Origin of the sequence: Streptomyces kurssanovii (assembly GCF_040677245.1) — a bacterium.
Lineage (GTDB): Bacteria > Actinomycetota > Actinomycetes > Streptomycetales > Streptomycetaceae > Streptomyces > Streptomyces kurssanovii.
The window spans coordinates 15,704-35,455 of record NZ_JBFAQK010000072.1; the positions used below are offsets into that span (position 1 = coordinate 15,704).

The window sequence follows — 19,752 nt, forward strand, 5'->3', positions numbered from 1 at the left end:
GCATCCGACCGTCGAACCGGCGCGCTACGGGTGACCGCTGGTCGGGTGGACGCTGCCGGGCCGTCGACGAGGGCATGATCCGCGATCCGGTCGACGGGGGCATGATCCGCGATCCGACCCCTGTACGTCATGGACATGCCGGTGTACGGTCTCGGACCGATGGGCCGTGGGAGCGCTCCCATCAACTGTTTCCGCTTCATACGAGGAGAAACATTGTGAAACGCTTCTTGGCCTTGATCGCGACCTGCGCGACGGTCCTCGGCCTCACGGCCCTCTTCAGTCCCCAGGCGGTGGCCGCCGCCGGCTGCAAGGTCGACTACACGGTCACCAGCCAGTGGCAGGGCGGCTTCCAGGGCGGAGTGAAGATCACCAACCTGGGTGAGCCCGTCAAGGGGTGGACGCTCACGTTCGCCATGCCGGACGCGGGGCAGAAGGTCGTCCAGGGCTGGAACGCCGCCTGGTCGCAGTCCGGTTCCACGGTCTCCGTGACCGGCGTCGACTGGAACCGCGATCTGGCCACCGGCGCGTCCACCGACCTGGGGTTCGTGGGCTCCTTCACGAGCGCCAACCCGAAGCCCACGGCGTTCACGCTCAACGGCGTCGCCTGCACGGGCTCCGTCACCGACCCGCCGACCGATCCGCCCGCCCCGGGCGGCACCCCGGTGGACGTCAACGGACAGCTCCACGTCTGCGGCGTGAACCTGTGCAACCAGTACAACCGTCCCGTACAGCTGCGGGGCATGAGCACGCACGGCATCCAGTGGTTCGGCAAGTGCTACAACAACGCGTCCCTGGACGCGCTGGCCAAGGACTGGAAGTCGGACCTCTTCCGGGTCGCCATGTACGTGCAGGAGCAGGGCTACGAGACCGACCCGGCGGGCTTCACCAGCCGCGTGAACAGCCTCGTCGACATGGCCGAGGCCCGTGGCATGTACGCAATGATCGACTTCCACACCCTGACGCCGGGCGACCCCAACTACAACCTCGACCGCGCGAAGACGTTCTTCGCGTCCGTCGCCGCCCGCAACGCCGGCAAGAAGAACGTGATCTACGAGATCGCCAATGAGCCCAACGGCGTGAGCTGGGCGGCCATCAAGAACTACGCCGAGCAGGTCATCCCGGTGATACGGGCCGCCGACCCGGACGCCGTCGTCATCGTGGGCACCCGCGGCTGGTCCTCCCTGGGCGTCTCGGACGGCTCCAACGAGAGCGAGGTCGTCAGCAATCCCGTCAACGCCACCAACATCATGTACGCGTTCCACTTCTACGCCGCGAGCCACAAGGACAACTACCGCGCCACGGTGAGCCGGGCGGCGTCCCGACTGCCGCTGTTCGTCACCGAGTTCGGCACGGTGAGCGCCAACGGCGGTGGCGCGATGGACCGGGCGAGCAGCATCGCCTGGCTGGACCTGCTGGACCAACTGAAGATCGGCTACGCGAACTGGACCTATTCCGACGCGAACGAGAGCAGCGCGGCGTTCAAGCCCGGTACGTGCAACGGCAGCGACTACAGTGGCAGCGGTGTCCTGACCGAGTCCGGGGCACTGCTCAAGAGCCGGATCAGTACCGCCGACAACTTCCCCACCGGCTGACCCCCGACGGGGCCCCGAACCGGGACTCCGACGGGGCTCCCGCGGGGCTCCGTGCGGGCGGGGGCCCGCATCGACCACCGGGAGCGCGCCCATAGCTTCCTCCACCAGCACGGGCGGGCCGGAAGAGTGCTCCGGCCCGCCCTCGGTGCTTCCCCCGCCCTCGGTGCTTCCCCCGCCCCGGTGCTTCCCCCCGTGATCAGCCCCAGATGCTGCCGTAGTCGTACTGCGTGTGGTAGCGCGGTGTCCACAGGCTCGGGTAGGGCACGGCGATGTTGCCGCACGGGCGGAGTTCCAGCGCGACGCGCCGGCCGGTGTCGTGCAGGCACAGGCCGGTCTGCGCCTCCACTATCTCCCAGTGGTTGTTGCCCTGGTCGACCCAGCGGAACAGCTGGCCCGGTCCCTGGCAGTGGCCGGTCACGACCGTCCTGTAGTAGTCGGGGCCGGGCGTGGTGTTGGCGCCGATGCAGTACCTGCCCAGGGTGCCGATGGTGAACAGCCCCGGCGTGCCGGACTGCATGAAATAGAAGCGCTGGTGCAGCTTGCCGTTGCAGTCGTAGCGCTGGATGATCGCGCCCGGGCTGGTGGACCCGCCGCGTACGTCCATGCACTGCCACGAGTACGAGGCGCGCATCTCGTAGATCGAGGCGTTCCGTAGTGAGGTCGTGTAACGGATCGGCGGGTCGGCGGCGTTGGCCGTGCCGGGCATCAGCACGGCCAGCAGCGACGCCAGGGCGGCGACCAGGATTCCTGCGCGAGCGGTTCGGGCCACTGTGGCTTCCTTCTCTGTCCGGATTCCGACGTGCACCGTGACGCCGGGCGATGATCTGATGACTCGTCGCCATCGGTGCCGTCCCGAAAGCTAGCGGCGGACGGGTGGACGGCTGTACCGCTGGTTCAGGGGGGTTGTGTGCGGGCGGAAGGCGTGCATGGGGAAGCGCGCGGTGAGTTGGGATCGGGGCTCCATCGGGCGCAGGCGTTCATGATCCTGGCGACGGGCCTGTACCGGGCCAGTCATCTGGCGGCCGGGGTGGTCGCGGTCACCCAGCACCAACGGGGGCGGCCCCTGGCGTGGGTGGCCCTCGGTGTGGCGCTGGCGGGCAGCGTCGCGGTGTTCGGCACGGCACGGGCGCGCGGCTGGTTCGGTACCGGCCCCGCGGTGGCCGACGTGGTCGTGGTCGGCGGTGTGCTGCCGTTCGCCGTGGGCGCCGGTGACGCGACGACCGCCGAGGTCGCGTGGGTGATGATGCTGGGCGGCTCCGCGAGCGCGGTGGCGGCGGTGGCGTTCACCCGGTGGGCGGCGGTGGTGGGCGTCGTGGCCGGCCTGTGCCTCGTCCACGCCGTCGGCTACCGGCTTACGGGCGCGGAGGTGGGGGTCGTGGCCGGCAACCTCAACTCGATCGTCTCCTCGGCCGTCCTCGCGGCCGTTTTCTGGTGGTATCTGCGCCGCCAGGGCTCCTTGCTGGACGCGGCGACCGCACGGGTGCTCACGGCCGAGGCGCGTCGGGCCCGGCTCGCGGAGCGGATCGCCCACCACCGGGCGCTGCACGACACCGTGCTGGCCACCCTGACGGCGATCGCGAGCGGCCGCGCGGAACCCGGGGCGGAGCCCGTACGGGAACGGTGTGCCAGAGAGGCCGCATATCTGCGCAGGCTCGTCCAGCAGCAGACCGACGGCGATCCCGCGCCGGGTACGGCGGCGGCGCTGGAAGGTGCCGTGCGGTCGGCGGAGAGCCTGGGGTTACGGGTCGGCGCCCAGTACCACGCGGTGCCGGAGATACCGGCCCACGCCGCCTCCGCCCTCGCCGACGCGACGACGGAGGCGCTGAACAACGTGCTGCGCCACTCCGGTACGTCGCACGCGTACGTCACCGTGACGGGGCGGCCGGAGGGGGAGGGCCTCCCGCTCGTGGTGACCGTCGTCGACCGGGGTGCGGGCTTCGACCCCGAGGCCGAGGTGAAGGGGTTCGGCCTGCGGTGTTCGGTGCACGCGCGGATGCGGGAGGCGGGCGGCGCGGCCGACGTCGACAGCGCACCCGGGGAAGGCACGCGGGTGGAACTGCGGTGGCCGGCGTGATCGATGTGGCCGTCGTCGACGACGACCGGATGCTGCTCGAGGGGCTGCGGGCGTGGCTCGGCGACGCGCCGGGCCTGCGCCTCACGGCCACGGTCGACACGGTGGACGGTCTGCTCGACGCCGGTGCGCCGTTCGACGTCGTCCTCCTCGACCTGGTGCTGCGGGACGCGTCCGCGCCGGCCGACAACATCCGGCGGCTGCGGGAGGCGGGCGGACGGGTGCTCGTCATCAGCACGGTGGCGGACCGGCGGCAGATCGTCGGCGCCGTCGCGGCCGGCGCCGACGGCTATCTGACCAAGGATCACGATCTGCCGACGCTGGTGCGGGCGGTCGAGGAGGTCGCGGGGGGCGGCACGGTGCACTCGCCGGAGCTGGCCTTCGCCTGGGCCCACGACGACGGCCCGGCCCGCCCGCGCCTGTCACCCAAGGAGATCGAGGTCCTGCTCGCCTACGCCTCCGGCCTCACCCTCAAGGCCACGGCCCGCCGCACGGGCATCAGCCCGCACACGGCCAAGTACTACCTGGACAGCGTCAAGGCCAAGTACCAGCAGGCGGGCCGCCCCACCTACACGAAGATCGACCTGGCCCACCGGGTACGCGAGGACGGCTGGGCCCACGGATGACGGCCTCGGTGGCACCCGGCTGCTCCGGGCCCGGGACGTACGGAGCCGCACTGTCCTGAACGTCCGATGACCGCCCGCTACTGGGTGAGGCCATAATGATCCATGGTTCCGTGAATTCACGGTTCCGTGTACTGTCGTGGTGTGCTGACTGTTGCCTCCGACATCGAGGTGCTGGCCCGGTTCGGCCGCGCGCTCGCCGACCCGATCCGCTGCCGCATCCTGCTCGCCCTGCGCCATGCCCCCGCCTACCCGGCCGACCTCGCCGACGCGCTCGGCATCTCGCGGACCAGGCTGTCCAACCACCTGGCCTGCCTGCGCGACTGCGGCCTGGTCGTCACCGTCCCCGACGGCCGCCGCACCCGCTACGAGCTCGCCGACGAACGACTCGGCCACGCGCTGGACGACCTGCGCACCGCCGTGGTGGCCGTAGAGACCGACCGCACCTGCGTGGACGCCGACGACAAGGGCTGCTGCTGACCATGACCGCCGAGATATCGATATCCCTCGGTCCCTCCCCGGCCCGCCGCGACGCACTCATCCGCCGGATACGACTGCTGGTCGCGGCCACGATCACCTACAACGTCATCGAGGCGATCGTCGCCCTCACCGCCGGCACCCTCGCCTCCTCCACCGCCCTGATCGGCTTCGGCCTCGACTCGATCATCGAGGTCTCCTCCGCCGCCGCGGTCGCCTGGCAGTTCTCCGCCTCCGACCACGCCGTACGCGAAGCCCGCGAGCACCGCACCCTGCGGATCATCGCCGCCTCCTTCTTCGCCCTCGCCGCCTACGTCACTTTCGACGCCGTCCGCGCCCTGACCGGCACCGGCGAGGCCGAGCGGTCGATCCCCGGCATCGTCATCGCCGCTCTCTCCCTCGCCGTCATGCCGTTCCTGTCCGCCGCCCAGCGCCGCGCCGGCCGGGAACTCGGCTCCGCCTCCGCGGTCGCCGACTCCAAGCAGACCCTGCTGTGCACCTACCTCTCCGCCGTGCTCCTGCTCGGCCTGGTCCTCAACGCCACCCTCGGCTGGTCCTGGGCCGACCCCATCGCCGCCCTCGTCATCGCCGCCATCGCCGTCAAGGAAGGCCGCGACGCCTGGCAGGGCAAGGGGTGCTGCGCACCCACCGCCGCGGCGGTACCGGCCGCCGGTACCGAGACGGATGCCTGCGGCTGCCGCCCCGGCTGCGACTGCTGCAACTGACCACCCATCAGCGCGAAGCGGACACCGGCATCGCACCGAGGCCCGCTTTGCCCCCATGGCTGTTCCGTTGTTCCCCGAGGCTGTGAAGCCGTCGCCGGGACGCCGCGGGACCGGCCCCCGGGGGTGTCGCACACCCGTGGAAGGATGTGCGCACGTCGGGGCGGAAGGCACATGAGGGGCGTCATGACAGACGGCGGTGCGGGGCGCGAGGCGCGAGCGGTGCGCGCCGGACGGGAGGCCAGGGAACTGCTCGCGGAGGCCGGCCGGCTGCTCGACGCCGCGCGGGCGGTCCGCTCGGACCACCGGCGCGCGCTGGCGGACGTGACCGGGGCGCTCGACCCGATCCGCACCGAGCTCGTGGACGAGGAACTCGGGTCCATTCCCGTGAGCCGGCTCAAGGACGTCACCGAAGGACGGCTGCGGCTCGGCGCCCTCGAAGCGGCCGGATACGGCACGGTGCGTCAGGTGCACGCCGCGGGGCGGTACGAGCTGCGCCAGGTCTCCGGTGTCGGCGCGCAGACCGCCGACCAGGCGATCGCCGCCGCGGGGCAGATCGCGGACGCCGTGGCGGAGACCGTCGCCGTCCGGATCGACGTGGACCGGCCGGAACCGCGTACCACCGCACTCGTCGTCGCCCTGCACCGGCTGGTCGAGGCCGGGCCGGGACTGCGGCGTGCCCTGGACGCCGCGGAGCGGCTGGAGAAGCGGCTGGCGGAGCCGTTGACGGCGGCGCGGCCCGCCGGCGGGCGGCTGCGCATGATGCTCACCGGCCGGGACGGCCGGGAGCGGGCGCTGACGGCGCTCGCGCGCGTCCGGGAGGTGACCTCGGAAGCGGCCGGCGCCGAACTGCCGCTGCTGCTCGGGCAGGCGTCGGTCGACCTGCTGCGTCCCCCGGCTTCCGAGGCCGCCGCGTGGGTCGACTTCGAGCTACGGTCGGCGGAGTACTACAGCCTCCTCGCGGAGGTCTCCGGCCGTGGCCCCGACCCGGAGACGGCGGAAGGCTTCCTGCCCGCCGAACTCGCGGAACGCGTCCGCGGGCAGCGGCTCGACGACACCCACCGCCGCGTGTCGCTCCGCGGCTACCAGGCCTTCGGCGCCCGCTTCGCGCTCGCCCAGCGCCGGGTGATCCTCGGCGACGAGATGGGACTCGGCAAGACCGTCCAGGCCATCGCCGCCCTCGCTCACCTCGCCGCCCAGGGGCACACGCATTTCGTGGTGGTGTGCCCGGCGAGCGTCCTCATCAACTGGACACGTGAGATCAGGTCGCGCAGCACACTGCGCCCCGTGCCGGTGCACGGGCCTGACCGCGCCGACGCGTACGCCGACTGGCGGGACCGGGGCGGTATCGCCGTCACGACCTTCGACGCCCTGCACGGCCTGGCCGTACCCGACGGCTCCACGCCGGGCATGCTCGTCGTCGACGAGGCCCACTACGTGAAGAACCCGGACGCCCGCAGGTCGAAGGCCGTCGCCCGCTGGGCCGAGCGGTGCGAGCGGGTCCTGTTCCTCACCGGCACGCCGATGGAGAACCGGGTCGAGGAGTTCCGCAACCTCGTCCGCCATCTCCAGCCGGCGCTGCTGCCCGAGATCCAGGGCAGCGACGCTGTCGCCGGGTCCCAGGCCTTCCGCCGCGCGGTCGCCCCGGCCTATCTGCGCCGCAACCAGCAGGACGTGCTCACCGAACTGCCGTCGCTGCTCCAGGTGGAGGAGTGGGAGGAGTTCAGCGCGGACGACGCGGAGGCGTACCGGGAGGCCGTGGCGAGCGGCAACTTCATGGCGATGCGCAGGGCCGCGTACGCGCGTCCCGAGAAGTCGGCGAAGCTGGAGCGGCTGCGCGAGCTGGTGGACGACGCCGCGGCCAACGGGCTCAAAGTGGTGGTCTTCTCGTACTTCCGCGATGTGCTCGCCACGGTGGAGGCCGCCCTGGAGGGTGGCGTGTTCGGCCCCGTCTCGGGGAGCGTGCCCGCCGCCCGCCGCCAGCGGCTCGTGGACGAGTTCACGGCCGCGCCGGGGCACGCCGTGCTGCTCGCGCAGATCGAGGCCGGTGGTGTGGGGCTCAACCTCCAGGCGGCATCGGTGGTCATCATCTGCGAACCGCAGGTCAAACCGACGATGGAGCATCAGGCGGTCGCCCGCGCCCACCGGATGGGCCAGGTCCGCGCCGTACAGGTCCACCGGCTGCTCGCCACGGACAGTGTGGACCAGCGGATGCTGGACATCCTGGAGAGCAAGTCCCGCCTGTTCGATGCCTACGCCCGCCGCAGCGACGTCGCGGAGGCCACGCCGGACGCGGTCGACATCTCGGTCGGATCGCTGGCACGCCGGATCGTGGAGGACGAACAGCGACGCCTCGCGGGCGGGCCGACGGAGGAACCGGAGCCGGTGACTGAGGCCGAGCCGGTGAGTGAGACCGGGCCGGTGAGTGAGACCGGGCCGTTGAGCGAGACCGGGCCGCCGGAGGAGACTGGGCCGCCGCCGGAGGAGGCCGGAGCAGCGGACACAGCGGGCGAAGAGCCTGTGGGTGTGTCGCTCGTGAAGCCTTCGGACTGACCGGCGCCCGGCTCACGACCCGGGTGCGCCGCTCCTCCCCGGCCGCCCCTACGGCACGTTCAGCGCGTCGAAGCAGACCATTCCCTCGGCCGGCGACAGCAGGAAACGGCCGGAGTACGCGCCGCCGGTCATCTCGCTGTCGAAGACCTCGCTGTGCTGCCACTGCGCGTCCTCGGGCGCGAACGTGACGAGTCGCTCGGGCAGTTCACCGAGCGGCCCCGGCCCGAACGCGCGCTCCGTGACCGCCGTCAGCTCGGCCGCCTTGCCGTCCGCGAGCCGGGCGAAGCCGACGAGCCGGATGTCGGACGGGCCGGGCACCGACCTGCCGTCGTTGTTCTTCACCCGGTCGTAGCCGAGCCAGTGCGCGTCGCTCAGCGGCCCGAGGAGCGCGAACGCCTTCTCAAGCGGCTCCGTCTCCGTACGCAGCGGTCCCTCCTCCGCACCGTCCCGCGGTTCCGGCCCGGTGCAGGCGGACGCCACCGCCCCCGCCCCCAGGACCAGCACGGCCCGCCGTGACACGTTCCGCATCCCCGCCCCCTTGCCGACCGGCCGATCGTAGCGCCGACGGCGGTCCGGCCGGGCGCTCCAGGAGAACGGCCCCGCTGGTCGGGCCGTACGGCGGGATCCCGTCACCGGGGCGGGCCGCGGGCCGGATCCCGCGGGGGACCGCCTCAGGCCGGGGCGGTCCCCGTCTTGAGCCCCGCTCCGCACAGCGGCACGACCGCCGTTCGGTCGGTCCAGCCACCGGCCGCCGCCCAGCAGGCCACCCCCGTCGACTCGACGAACAGGCCCCGCCCGGCGAGGTCGCGTTGGGCCTGCCGGATCTCGTCCTCCGTGACGGTCAGGAACGTCCCGCCCCACTCCCGTACCGCCCGCAGGATCTGCCGGGCCCGCGGCGGGTCCGGGATGGCGATGCCCTCGGCGAGCGTCGGGCGGGCGGGGGAGCGCTCCAGCAGGTCGTCGGCGCCCGCGTGGAACGCCGCGGCGAGCGGCGAGACGGCCTCCGCCTGAACGGCGATCAGCGAGGGCCGGGACCCGATCAGGCCGTGCGCGTGGAGCTCGGTGAGTGCCTGGGCCCCGCCCAGCAGCAGCGTGCCGTTGCCGACGGGGACGACGATCGCCTCCGGCAGCCGGCCGCCGAGGTCCTCCCACAGCTCGTACACGTACGTCTTCGTGCCGTGCAGGAAGTAGGGGTTGTACACGTGGCTCGCGTAGAAGACCCCTTCGCCGCCGGCCGCGGCGCGGGCCGCCTCCGCCGTGGCCTCCCGGTCGCCGGGGACGAGTTCCAGCCGTGCGCCGTGCGCCCGGATCTGCTCCACCTTCTTCGCGGAGGTGGCCTCGGGGACGAAGACCGTGCAGTCCAGCCCGGCCCGCGCGCAGTACGCGGCGACGGCCGTCCCCGCGTTGCCGCTGCTGTCGGCGATCACGCGGCGCGGCTCTCCGGGCAGGCGCCGGGCGAGCTCGGCCAGCATCACCGCGCCGCGGTCCTTGAAGGACAGCGTCGGCGTGAGGAAGTCGAGCTTCACGGAGACGGTCGCGGTGAGCGGGACGAGCGGCGTGCGGCCCTCGCCGAGGGAGGTGACGGGGGCGGTCAGCGGTAGCGCCTCCGCGTAACGCCACAGTGAATTCACCCGGCCGGGCAGCTCGGCGAGGGGGACCGGCGAGGCCCGGAAGTCCAGGTCCCAGGGCCCGCGGCAGCCCGGGCAGCACCAGGTGGCAGAATCGACCGGCGAACCGATTCCGCAGTCGGAGCAGCGGTACATCGTCATGGTTCGTCAGCATGTCAGTTGTGTGGCGCGCTTGTTACCTGGCGGTCGGGCCTCTTGTGGGATTCCTATGGATCGGTCAATCTTTCGCTCGGCAGGCGTACGCACATGACGCGGATTTGGGGCCACGTCATTGGCATGCTCCTGTCGCAATCCCCCACAGCAACGCACCACCAATGAGGAGGACCCCTCACATGTCTGTGATGCGTGACTCGCGGCGAAGACTTGCCGCGGCCAGCGCCATATCCGTCGCCGCGCTCGCACTCGGCACGGTCTACGCCCTTCCGGCCTCCGCCGCCCTGCCGGCGCCCACGGGCGTCATCGAGAACGCGGGCGCGCCGGGAGCCATCGAGGGCAGCTACATCGTCACCCTCGAGGAGTCCGCGGGCGACGCCGGTTCCAGGGCGGGCAAGCGCCTCGCGGCGAAGTACGGCGCGAAGATCGAGAAGACGTACAACGCCGCACTGAACGGTTACGCCGTCAAGGTCTCCGAGGCGCAGGCGAAGAAGTTCGCCGCGGACCCGGCCGTCGAGTCCGTCGTGCAGAACCGTGTCTTCAAGATCTCCGGTACCCAGCCGAGCCCTCCCTCGTGGGGCCTCGACCGGATCGACCAGAAGGCGCTGCCGCTGAACCAGAGCTACACCTACCCCGACACCGCCGGTGAGGGGGTCACCGCGTACATCATCGACACCGGTGTGCGCATCTCCCACAGCGACTTCGGTGGCCGTGCCTTCAACGGCTACGACGCCATCGACAACGACAACACGGCGCAGGACGGCAACGGCCACGGCACCCACGTCGCCGGTACCGTCGCGGGCTCCTCCTACGGTGTGGCCAAGAAGGCCAAGATCGTCGGCGTCCGCGTGCTCAACAACTCGGGCTCCGGCACCACCGCGCAGGTCGTCGCCGGTATCGACTGGGTGACGCGGAACGCCGTCAAGCCGGCTGTCGCCAACATGAGCCTCGGCGGCGGCATCGACACGGCCCTCGACACCGCCGTGCGCAACTCCATCGCCTCCGGCGTCACTTACGCGGTGGCGGCGGGCAACGACGGGTCCAACGCCTCCAACTACTCGCCCGCGCGCGTCGCGGAGGCCATCACCGTCGGCTCCACCACCAGCTCCGACGCCCGCTCCAGCTTCTCCAACTACGGCAGCGTGCTGGACATCTTCGCCCCCGGTTCGTCGATCAAGTCGGCGTGGAACACGGGTGACACGGCGACGAACACCATCTCCGGCACCTCGATGGCCACGCCGCACGTCGCCGGCGCGGCAGCGCTGTACCTGGCGCAGAACAGGACCGCGACCCCGGCCCAGGTCTCCACGGCCCTGACCACCGCCGCCACCAGCGGTGTCGTGACCAGCCCGGGCACCGGCTCGCCGAACCGTCTCCTGAACGTCGGAGACGGCGGCAGCACCGAGCCGCCCACCGGCGACCGGTTCGAGAACCTCACCGACTACGCGATCAGCGACCGCTCCACCGTCGAGTCGCCGATCACCGTCAGCGGAGTCGCCGGCAACGCGCCGACGAGCCTTCGCGTGCCGGTCGACATCAAGCACACCTACATCGGTGACCTGCGGATCGACCTCGTCGCTCCCGACGGTTCCGTCTACAACCTCAAGGCGTACGGGTCCGGCGGCAGCCTGGACAACGTGATCACCACCTACACGGTGAACGCGTCGTCCGAAGCGGCCAACGGCACCTGGAAGCTGCGGGTCAGCGACAACGCGTCGTACGACACCGGGAAGATCGACTCCTGGGCGCTCCAGTTCTGAGTGAATCGAGCCCGCACAGCCCATGCGCCGCGAGGCCATGAGCCGATGACAGGCTGAGCAGTCGAGGGGCGGTCGCGTGAGCGGCCGCCCCTTCGCCGTGCCCCTTCGCATGCTTGCGCCGTGCCCTTGGGCCGTGCCCCGGCCGCCCACGGCGCTGTCCGTGCCGCGTCGTATCATTCGCGCGCCTGTTCACATCGGTGTGCGCGAGCACCGGACCGACGAGGAGCACCCGCACCGTGGACCCATCCGCACAGGGCGGGCCGTCCTACCCGCAACAACCGTCGTACCAGCACCCGTTGCCCTACCCGCCGCCCCCGCGCCCGGAGCCCGTGAACGGCCTCGCCATCACCTCGCTGGTCGTCGGCGTCGTCTGCTGTCTGCCACCGCTCGGGCTCGTCCTCGGCGCCGTCGCCCTCGGGCAGATCAGCCGCACGGGCGGCCGCGGCAAGGGGATGGCGATCGCCGGCATCGTCCTGTCGTCGGTCAGCACGCTGCTCGTCCTGCTCATGGTGGCGACGGGCGCGGCAGGCGACGCCTGGAACGGGATCCGCGACGGTGTCGAGAACGCCTCCCGCTCCAAGAGCACCCAGAACCTGCGCAAGGGCGAGTGCTTCAACGTGCCGGGAGGCGACCTCGAGCGGGAGGTCGTGAACGTCGACGTCGTCCCCTGCGGCGAGCGGCACGACGCCGAGGTGACCGGGACCTACCGGTTCCAGCGCTCCGACCCGGCACCCGGCAGCCCGGCGGGGGAGGCGTTCGCGGAGGATCGCTGCCTCGATCTCAACGACGCGTACGTCCCGGACTCCTGGGCGTTCCCGGACGACGTGGAGATGTACTACTACATCCCGACCAGGGAGAGCTGGGCGCGCGGCGACCGCGAGGTCACCTGCGCGCTCACGGGTGACGGGCTGACCAGGTCGCTCCGCGTGGGCCCCGGGACCCACGACCCCGACCAGCTCTCCTACATCAACGCCGAGCACGCCGTGGAGAGCGCGGCCTACGAGGAGCCGGACGCGGACTTCGCCGAGGACCCGGCGCCGTACCGGAGTTGGGCGCGGGAGATGTCCACCGTCCTGGCCGAGCAGGCGACGGCGCTGCGCGGCCGTTCCTGGCCCGAGGGGGCGTCACCTCCGCTGTCGGCGAGAGCCGGGCAGTTCGAGGCCTCCGGCAAGCAATGGGCCGCGGCCGCGAAGGCGGCGGACGAGGACGCCTTCTGGGCGCATGTGACGGCCGCGGAGTGGGCGCTGACCACCGAGGCGCGGATCGCCGCCCGGGACGCCCTGGGACTGAGCACCACCCCGCCGCCGGACGAGGAGTACGCGACCGGCGCGTGAGCGCCCCGGCCCGCCCCGCGGCGCCTGTCGCGGGCCGGCTGCGGCCCCGTACGGACGGATCCGTACGGGGCCGCGCCGGATCCGCGGCGGACCGGACGGCGGGTCAGTGGCGGACCGGACGGCGGATCAGCGGCGGCTCAGCCCGCCGTCGACCGCGGCCGTCAGCTCGCCGTCGGCGGTGTCACCGTCGAGCGACCAGAACATCGCGCCGCCGAGGCCACGGTCGCGGATGTACGAGGTCTTGGCGCGGAGCACGGCGGGATCGTCGTACGTCCACAGGGTCGTGCCGTCGAAGAGCCACGCGTGCCCGTTGCGCCGGTCGCGGTGGACCTTGTAGGTACCGGAGTCCGCGAGCTTCTTGAGGGCCTTGTAGTCCTCGTAGCCGGCCGCCCAGGTCGCCGGGGCGGGCGCCGCCGCCGGGCGGCCCATGCCGTCGCCCCCGCCGGTCACCCCGGTCCACCCCTGCCCGTAGAAGGGCATGCCGACCACCAGCTTGCGTGCCGGCGCACCGCGCCGCAGCCAGTCGCGGACGGTCTGGTCGACGCTGAAGTCCCCGCGGGCGTACAGCGCCGACTGCTGGGCGGTGGTCTTCTCGCCGGAGACGTGGAAGTCGTAGCCCTGGAGGTTGACGAAGTCGAAGTCCCGCATGATCTTGCGGACCTCGAATCCGGCGTCGATCTTGGCCGGCGCGGTCGGCACGAAGGCGGACAGCTCGTAGTGCTTGCGCTTGCCGCCCTCGGCCTTGTGCCGGGACTTGGCGTACGCGTCCAGCTGGGTGCGGAACTCGTGCACCAGCGCCGTGAAGTTCCGCTTGTCCTCCGGCCGGTACACGGTGTCGGCGTCGCCCTCGGAGCCCGGCCACTCCGAGTCGATGTCGATGCCGTCGAACAGGCCGGCGGCCGCCCCCTCGCCGCCGCGCGCCCCGTCGGCCGGCAGGTTGCCCTTGATGTAGAGGTCGATGCAGGAGGAGACGAGCGCCTTGCGGGACTCGGGCGTCCGGGCCGCGTCGGAGAAGTGGGTGGACCAGCTCCAGCCGCCCAGCGAGATCATGACCTTGAGGCCGGGGTGCTTTGCCTTGAGCTCGCGCAGCTGGTTGAAGTTGCCGGCGAGCGGCTGCTCCGCGGTGTCGGCGACGCCGTCGACCGAGTCCTGGGCCTCCAGCGGCCGGACGTAGTCCGCCCAGGCGTCGGCCTCGCCGGGGACGTTCCCGGTGAAGCACCTGCCGTCGGCGTTCACGTTGCCGAAGGCGTAGTTGATATGGGTGAGTCGGGCGGCCTGGCCGCTGGTGTCCATGTCCTTGACCTGGAAGTCCCGGCCGTAGACGCCCCATTGGGTGAAGTAGCCGACACGTTTGTACGACTGCTTGTGGTTGCTGTGGCCGCTGCCCCGGTCCGCGTCCGGGGCCGAGGTGGCGACGGCGGCGGGGGCGAGGGTGGCGACGAGCGAGAGCGAGCAGACGGCAACGGCCGCCCGGACAAAGGTTCTTCGACGCATCGGGCTCATTCCTGTGCGCGTGCCGGAATCGGGTTCCGAGAACGGTGTCGTGTGCGCAGGAACGTATTGGTATGGACCATTGCGGTCAAGGGGTACCGCCGTCGGACGGTCCGTACTCGCGGTAAACCTCTGCTCAGCGCCAAATCATCACTTCGGGTGAAACGTTGGCCCACACTTGCGGTCAACAACCGACGGTTGCCACTCTGTTGCAGTCTGTCAACCTGTTGGGGAGTGGCCAGTGACATTCGGTGAGCAGCCCGCCTATCTGCGCGTTGCGAGCGATCTCCGCGAGAAGATCGTGAACGGCTCGCTGCCGCCGCACACCCGCCTCCCCTCGCAGGCCCGCATCCGCGAGGAGTACGGCGTCTCGGACACGGTCGCCCTCGAGGCGCGCAAGGTCCTGATGGCGGAAGGGCTCGTGGAAGGCCGCTCGGGCTCGGGGACATATGTGCGGGAGCGACCCGTGCCGCGCCGGGTCGCCCGGTCCGGCTTCCGGCCGCCGTCGGGAGCCAGCCCGTTCCGGCAGGAGCAGGCGGAGGAGGGCGCCCGGGGGACGTGGGAGTCCAGCAGCGAGCAGGAGGCGGCGACCCCGGAGGTGGCCGAGCGGCTGGGCATCGAGCTCGGCTCCCGCGTGATGCGCACGCGCTATGTCTTCCGGGACGCGGGCGAGGCGATGATGCTCTCCACCTCCTGGGAGCCGCTCGAAGTCACCGGGCGCACGCCGGTCATGCTGCCCGAGGAGGGCCCGCTCGGCGGCTGCGGAGTGGTCGAGCGGATGGCCGCCATCGACATCGTGGTGGACAACGTGGTGGAAGAGGTCGGCGCCCGGCCCGGCCTCGCCGAGGAGCTGCTGGCCCTCGGTGGCGTGCCCGGCCATGTGGTGATGGTCGTCGAACGTACGTATTACGCCTCGGGCCGCGCGGTGGAGACCGCCGACGTCGTCGTGCCCGCGGACCGCTACCGCATCGCGTACCACCTGCCCGTGAGGTGACGTTTCCGCGGCGCCCGGGGCGGGCGCCGCACCGGCCGCCGGTACGGGGGTAAGGGGCGTATCCAGTCGGATGCGCCCCTCTTGTTGTCTCTTTGTGAAAACCCGTATCCGCTCAGTGAACGTCAGGCGTAGGCTTGGGCATATGCGTACTGCGGTTTCCTGGCGATCGTTACGGACAAGCGGGCCGGCCGAGGGAGGGGCGCGATGACCGAGAGCGGAGCTGTCCTGCCCTGGCTCGTCATACGGCAGGACGGCAACGGCAACTGCTATCGCGTCGGCCGTTACGCGACAGAGGCGGAGGCGCAGAAGATCGCGGACACCCTCGACGGGCGCGGCCACCAGCGGCTCTACTGGGTCGAACGGGTCGGCCGGACCGCCCGCTGACGGCGCCGCCGGAGCGCGCACCCCGGCGCTCGGGCCCAGTACGCTCCGCCGCATGACTGATCGCGTGGTGGTCGTGGCCGGAGCCGTGTACGACGAAGGGCGGCTCCTCGCCGCGCGGCGCAGCGCGCCCGCCGACCTGGCCGGCCGCTGGGAGCTGCCCGGCGGGAAGCTGGAGCCGGGGGAGAGTCCGGAGCAGGCGCTCGTGCGAGAACTGCGCGAGGAACTGGGCATCGAGACGGAGCCGGTGGACCGGGTCCCCGGCGAATGGCCGCTGCGAGCGGGCTACGTGCTCCAGGTGTGGACGGTCCGTCTGCTGTCCGGCGAGCCCAGGCCGCTTCAGGACCACGACGCCCTGCGCTGGCTCGCGCCCGGCGAGCTCGACGCCGTCGACTGGCTCGACCAGGACGTGCCCGCGGTCGCCGCCTGCGCGCGCCACCGGCAGGAGCGTGCGGAGGGGACCGGGGAGGGCGCGCACCGCTGAGGCGCCCGGCCGTCCCGGTGCAACGCGTGCGGCCATTGCGGTCCGTGGGCGGTAATTCGGGCGACAAATAGGGTATGTGCTGATTAACCCCCTGAAACAGGACGTGGTTCCGCTGGTGATCCGGGGAAGTGATCGGCGTGATCGGCACCCGAGGCGAATGCGCCGAGTGGACTTTTCCGGCCGAACCGAACGTGGTGCGCGCCGCCCGGCACGCGGTCCGCGACACCCTCCGGCTGTGGGGAATCGACGCCGCCGTCGGTGATCTGACGGTGCTCCTGGTGAGTGAGCTGGTGACCAATTCCCAGCGCTACACCCCTGGCCCGATCAACCTTCGCCTGAGCCGCCGGGATCCTTCCGGCGCGGCCCCGGTCCTGCTGGTGGAGGTCTCCGATCCCCTTCCGGATCCACCCGTGGAGAGGCCGGCGCGCACCGAGGACGAGAGCGGACGAGGGCTGCAACTGGTGGCCTGTTCCGCCCGTCGCTGGGGCACGCGCCGGGGCAGGACGGGCAAGACCGTGTGGTTCGAGCTGGCTCTCACTGGTTAGAAGTCTTCAGGGACGACGATCACGCCGGAGTCGGCTCAAAACGAACGAGACCGCTCTGTGATCGTGAACGCCGTGTCGGTGGGAGCCGTAGTGCTGAATACTGCGGTCATGGCCGGTCCGGTGCGGTGAGCTGGAGGGGACGGTCGCGTGAGCGAAATACCTGAGACGGCGAGCGATGTCGTATGGCAGAGCAGCCCGCCTGGCTCGATCTATGACTACATCAAGGTGGCCTCCTTCTCGATCGGCCACGACGGTCTGGTCGAGCAGTGGAGCGACCGGGCCGTGGAACTGTTCGGCATCACTGCCGACGAGGCCAGGGGCAAGGACCCGGTCGAGGTCTTCATGCCCGCGGAGCTCCGGCCCCGAGGACGCCGCAGACTGGCCGAGATTCTCGACGGCAAGGAATGGACCGGGCTCGTCCCCTTCCGGATGCCGGGCGGCAGCCGGGCGCACGGTCTCGCCGAGATCTACGTGATGCCCAGTGAGACGGCCCAGGGCGAACAGGGCGCGCTGTGCATCGTCGTCGACGTCCGCGCACTGCGCCGGATAGAGACGGACCTCGCCGCATCGCAGGCCATTTTCGGCCAATCTCCCTTCGGTTTCCTGCTCTTCGGTACCGACCTCACCGTGCAGCGCGCCAACCAGCGTTTCGCCACCGTCTTCGGCGGCGCCGCTGAGGAACACCGCGGCCGCACCGTCCACGACTACCTCTCCCGCCCCGAGGCGGAGCGGATGAACGCCGCGCTGCGCAGGGTCCTTGAGACCGGTGACCCCGTCACCGACCTCCAGATCGTCGGCACGGCACCCGGCAGCACCGACCGCAGGCACTGGTCGATCAACCTCTACCGGGTGCACGGCGGATCCGGCCGGCCCGTCGGGGTCGCCGGCGTCGGCACCGATGTCACACGCCGTCACATCGCCGCCCGAGAGGCCGCGAACGCCCGCCGGAACCTCGCCCTCCTCAACGAGGCGAGCGCCCGGATCGGCAACTCCCTCGACCTGGAGACCACCGCCCGCGAACTCCTCGACGTCGCCGTCCCCGGCTTCTGCGACCTCGCCTCCGTCGACCTGTACCAAGGACTGCTCACCGGCGACGAGGCGCCGCCCGGACAGTGGGGCTCCGCCCGCTCAGAGGGCTTCGGAGGAGGCAGCGCCGAACTGCGCAGGGTCGCCTTCGCCAGCGCCGTCTCCGACGCCCCGCTGATGACCACCCCGGGATGCGCGCCCGAAGGAAGGGCCCCCACCGCGGTCGGCGAGGTCCACCGCTACCCGTTCAACTCGCCGTGCGCCGGCGCACTGCGCACGGCCGCCGTCCGGTCGATCCCCGGCGAGGACGGCAGCCTCGTCCAGTCGACACTGGCCGTACCGATGGTCGCGCACGACACCGTCGTCGGACTGGTGCAGTTCTCCCGCACCAAGGGCAGCGAGCCCTTCGGGGAACGGGACCGGGCCCTCGCGGTCGAACTCGCGGCCCGGGCCGCCGTCTGCATCGACAACGCCCGGCTGTACCGCAGGGAGCACGAACGCGCCCTCATCCTCCAGCGCAGTCTGCTGCCACCCGGCGACCCGGAGGCGGCCGGTCTCGACATCGCCTGCCGCTATCTGCCCGGCACCACCGCCACCGAGGTCGGCGGCGACTGGTTCGACGTCATAGAACTCCCTGGCCACCGCACCGCCCTGGTCGTCGGGGACGTGATGGGCCGCGGGCTGCGGGCCGCCGTCGCCATGGGCGAACTGCGCACCGCCGTAAGGACCCTGGCACTGCTCGACCTGGAACCCGCGGAAGTGCTCTCCGCGCTCGACGAGATCGCCCGCGGCCTCGGCAGCCCCGCCAAGGGCGGCCGCACCTCCGGCGGCGCCCAGGTTCCCTCCCGCGTCGCCCACACCTCCCGCGACGCGGACCTCTCCGAGGTGTACCTCGCGACCTGCGTGTACGCCGTGTACGACCCGGTCACCCGACGCTGCACCTTCGCCAACGCGGGCCATCTGCCGCCCGTCCTCGTCGAACCGGGCGAAGAGGCCCTGCTGCTCGACGTGCCGCCGGGCATGCCGCTCGGCGTGGGCGGCGAACCCTTCGAAGAGGTGGAGGTCGAAGTACCCGAGGGATCCCTCCTCGCCCTGTACACCGACGGTCTGGTCGAGTCCCGCGACCACCCGCTCGACGAGGGCCTGCGTGCCTTCCGCGCGGCGCTCGCCGATCCCGTACGCCCCCTCGAGGACGTCTGCGACCACGTGCTCGGCGCCCTCGACACGCGGCACGGCGAGGACGACATCGCGCTGCTGATGGCCCGTATACAGGGCCTGCCGACCGAGGCCGTGGGCGACTGGAGACTGTCCCGCGAACCCCGCTCCGTGGGCCGGGCCCGCGAACTGGCCCGCGCCCAGCTGACCGCCTGGGGCCTCGAGGCGCTCGTCGACACCGTCGAGCTCCTCGTCAGCGAACTGGTCACCAACGCACTGCGGTACGGCGAGGGCGAGATCCGGCTGCGGCTGCTCAGGGACCGGACCCTGGTCTGCGAGGTGTGGGACGCCGGCCTCGTCCAGCCCCGACGGCGCCGTGCCCGCGACACCGACGAGGGCGGCCGCGGCCTCCAACTGGTCGGACTCCTGAGCGCGGCGTGGGGCTCACGTCGTACGCCGCGCGGCAAGACGGTGTGGTTCGAACTGCCACTGCCGGACGGCGAGGGGTCGGCGGAGCCGACGGTGGAGCAGCTGCTGAGCATGTTCTGAGGCGCCGCCGACGCGCGCAGGCACGGTTCGCGCCTGCGGCGGGCTGTTCCCCCACCCCGCCCCTTCCCGAAACCGGGCTCCGCCCGGACCCGTACCGCGCTTCGCGCGGTGCCCTCAATCGCCGGGCGGGCTGACTTTGTCAGCCCCGCCGGCGATTGAGGCGCGGGGGTCCGGGGGCGGGGCCCCCGGTTACGGGAAGGGGCGGGTGGCGGGC

Annotated in this window: 17 protein-coding genes; 13 read left to right on the top strand and 4 right to left on the bottom strand. The window is 71.8% G+C overall.

Features of this window, described 5'->3' with window-relative positions; translation table 11 throughout:
* Positions 1-215 precede the first annotated feature (215 nt).
* Positions 216-1,592 carry a cellulase family glycosylhydrolase gene (locus AB0K36_RS31230; protein ID WP_364600664.1) on the top strand — a complete coding sequence of 459 codons (1,377 nt, stop codon included), beginning with the start codon at positions 216-218 and terminating at the stop codon, positions 1,590-1,592.
* Between the two features lie 196 nt (positions 1,593-1,788).
* Here the strand turns inward: AB0K36_RS31230 and AB0K36_RS31235 are convergent, their stop codons facing one another.
* Entirely contained in the window at positions 1,789-2,361 is a 573-nt protein-coding gene (locus tag AB0K36_RS31235) for an RICIN domain-containing protein (RefSeq protein WP_364600666.1), read from the bottom strand.
* A gap of 210 nt (positions 2,362-2,571) precedes the next feature.
* Between AB0K36_RS31235 and AB0K36_RS31240 the strand changes: the two genes are divergently transcribed.
* The 5 genes from AB0K36_RS31240 (at position 2,572) to AB0K36_RS31260 (ending at position 8,038) form a co-directional block, all read left to right on the top strand.
* On the top strand, positions 2,572-3,666 hold the full coding sequence (locus AB0K36_RS31240; protein ID WP_364600668.1) for a sensor histidine kinase: 1,095 nt from the start codon (positions 2,572-2,574) through the stop codon (positions 3,664-3,666).
* Positions 3,663-4,289, top strand: a complete 627-nt coding sequence (locus tag AB0K36_RS31245; RefSeq protein ID WP_364600670.1) for a response regulator transcription factor — start codon at positions 3,663-3,665, stop codon at positions 4,287-4,289. The genes AB0K36_RS31240 and AB0K36_RS31245 overlap by 4 nt, the downstream gene beginning before the upstream one ends.
* Before the next feature lie 141 nt (positions 4,290-4,430).
* On the top strand, positions 4,431-4,766 hold the full coding sequence (locus AB0K36_RS31250) for an ArsR/SmtB family transcription factor (RefSeq protein ID WP_364600671.1): 336 nt from the start codon (positions 4,431-4,433) through the stop codon (positions 4,764-4,766).
* 2 nt (positions 4,767-4,768) lie between these two features.
* On the top strand, positions 4,769-5,488 hold the full coding sequence (locus AB0K36_RS31255; RefSeq protein ID WP_364600673.1) for a cation efflux transmembrane domain-containing protein: 720 nt from the start codon (positions 4,769-4,771) through the stop codon (positions 5,486-5,488).
* A 183-nt stretch (positions 5,489-5,671) separates the two neighbouring features.
* Positions 5,672-8,038: a DEAD/DEAH box helicase gene (locus tag AB0K36_RS31260; protein ID WP_364600675.1), complete on the top strand. Its 2,367-nt coding sequence runs from the start codon at positions 5,672-5,674 to the stop codon at positions 8,036-8,038.
* 48 nt (positions 8,039-8,086) lie between these two features.
* Here AB0K36_RS31260 and AB0K36_RS31265 read toward each other — a convergent pair whose 3' ends face one another.
* Together AB0K36_RS31265 and AB0K36_RS31270 are read right to left on the bottom strand one after the other, a co-directional pair.
* Positions 8,087-8,566, bottom strand: coding sequence for a hypothetical protein (locus AB0K36_RS31265; protein WP_364600677.1), 480 nt, complete (start codon positions 8,564-8,566; stop codon positions 8,087-8,089).
* A gap of 143 nt (positions 8,567-8,709) precedes the next feature.
* Positions 8,710-9,807: a threonine synthase gene (locus AB0K36_RS31270; protein WP_364600679.1), complete on the bottom strand. Its 1,098-nt coding sequence runs from the start codon at positions 9,805-9,807 to the stop codon at positions 8,710-8,712.
* A 191-nt stretch (positions 9,808-9,998) separates the two neighbouring features.
* On the opposite strand from AB0K36_RS31270, the gene AB0K36_RS31275 reads away from it, so the two are divergent.
* Together AB0K36_RS31275 and AB0K36_RS31280 are read left to right on the top strand one after the other, a co-directional pair.
* A complete protein-coding gene (locus tag AB0K36_RS31275) occupies positions 9,999-11,579 on the top strand; it encodes a S8 family peptidase (protein WP_364600681.1) in 1,581 nt (526 codons plus the stop codon).
* Positions 11,580-11,815: 236 nt separating this feature from the next.
* Positions 11,816-12,913, top strand: a complete 1,098-nt coding sequence (locus tag AB0K36_RS31280; protein ID WP_364600683.1) for a DUF4190 domain-containing protein — start codon at positions 11,816-11,818, stop codon at positions 12,911-12,913.
* A 126-nt stretch (positions 12,914-13,039) separates the two neighbouring features.
* Here AB0K36_RS31280 and AB0K36_RS31285 read toward each other — a convergent pair whose 3' ends face one another.
* Positions 13,040-14,407 (bottom strand): glycoside hydrolase family 18 protein, encoded by a 1,368-nt coding sequence (locus AB0K36_RS31285; protein ID WP_364600685.1) that lies wholly within the window; start codon positions 14,405-14,407, stop codon positions 13,040-13,042.
* Between the two features lie 238 nt (positions 14,408-14,645).
* On the opposite strand from AB0K36_RS31285, the gene AB0K36_RS31290 reads away from it, so the two are divergent.
* The 5 genes from AB0K36_RS31290 (at position 14,646) to AB0K36_RS31310 (ending at position 19,538) form a co-directional block, all read left to right on the top strand.
* Positions 14,646-15,398 (top strand): GntR family transcriptional regulator, encoded by a 753-nt coding sequence (locus tag AB0K36_RS31290; RefSeq protein ID WP_189466261.1) that lies wholly within the window; start codon positions 14,646-14,648, stop codon positions 15,396-15,398.
* A gap of 204 nt (positions 15,399-15,602) precedes the next feature.
* Positions 15,603-15,782 carry an SPOR domain-containing protein gene (locus tag AB0K36_RS31295; RefSeq protein WP_189466259.1) on the top strand — a complete coding sequence of 60 codons (180 nt, stop codon included), beginning with the start codon at positions 15,603-15,605 and terminating at the stop codon, positions 15,780-15,782.
* A gap of 52 nt (positions 15,783-15,834) precedes the next feature.
* Entirely contained in the window at positions 15,835-16,263 is a 429-nt protein-coding gene (locus AB0K36_RS31300; RefSeq protein WP_364600687.1) for a (deoxy)nucleoside triphosphate pyrophosphohydrolase, read from the top strand.
* Between the two features lie 128 nt (positions 16,264-16,391).
* Positions 16,392-16,808: an ATP-binding protein gene (locus AB0K36_RS31305; protein WP_364600689.1), complete on the top strand. Its 417-nt coding sequence runs from the start codon at positions 16,392-16,394 to the stop codon at positions 16,806-16,808.
* Positions 16,809-16,955: 147 nt separating this feature from the next.
* Complete coding sequence (locus AB0K36_RS31310; protein ID WP_364600690.1) at positions 16,956-19,538, top strand: SpoIIE family protein phosphatase; 2,583 nt, start codon at positions 16,956-16,958, stop codon at positions 19,536-19,538.
* Positions 19,539-19,752 lie beyond the last annotated feature (214 nt).

What these genes read in the sequence shown, in the direction of transcription:
- AB0K36_RS31260 (WP_364600675.1), top strand. Translation starts at nt 5,672, where the DNA reads ATGACAGACGGCGGTGCGGGGCGCGAGGCGCGAGCGGTGCGCGCCGGA.
- AB0K36_RS31240 (WP_364600668.1), top strand. Translation starts at nt 2,572, where the DNA reads ATGATCCTGGCGACGGGCCTGTACCGGGCCAGTCATCTGGCGGCCGGG.
- AB0K36_RS31295 (WP_189466259.1), top strand. Translation starts at nt 15,603, where the DNA reads ATGACCGAGAGCGGAGCTGTCCTGCCCTGGCTCGTCATACGGCAGGAC.
- AB0K36_RS31285 (WP_364600685.1), bottom strand. Translation starts at nt 14,407, where the DNA reads ATGCGTCGAAGAACCTTTGTCCGGGCGGCCGTTGCCGTCTGCTCGCTC.
- AB0K36_RS31275 (WP_364600681.1), top strand. Translation starts at nt 9,999, where the DNA reads ATGTCTGTGATGCGTGACTCGCGGCGAAGACTTGCCGCGGCCAGCGCC.
- AB0K36_RS31265 (WP_364600677.1), bottom strand. Translation starts at nt 8,566, where the DNA reads ATGCGGAACGTGTCACGGCGGGCCGTGCTGGTCCTGGGGGCGGGGGCG.
- AB0K36_RS31270 (WP_364600679.1), bottom strand. Translation starts at nt 9,807, where the DNA reads ATGACGATGTACCGCTGCTCCGACTGCGGAATCGGTTCGCCGGTCGAT.
- AB0K36_RS31300 (WP_364600687.1), top strand. Translation starts at nt 15,835, where the DNA reads ATGACTGATCGCGTGGTGGTCGTGGCCGGAGCCGTGTACGACGAAGGG.
- AB0K36_RS31255 (WP_364600673.1), top strand. Translation starts at nt 4,769, where the DNA reads ATGACCGCCGAGATATCGATATCCCTCGGTCCCTCCCCGGCCCGCCGC.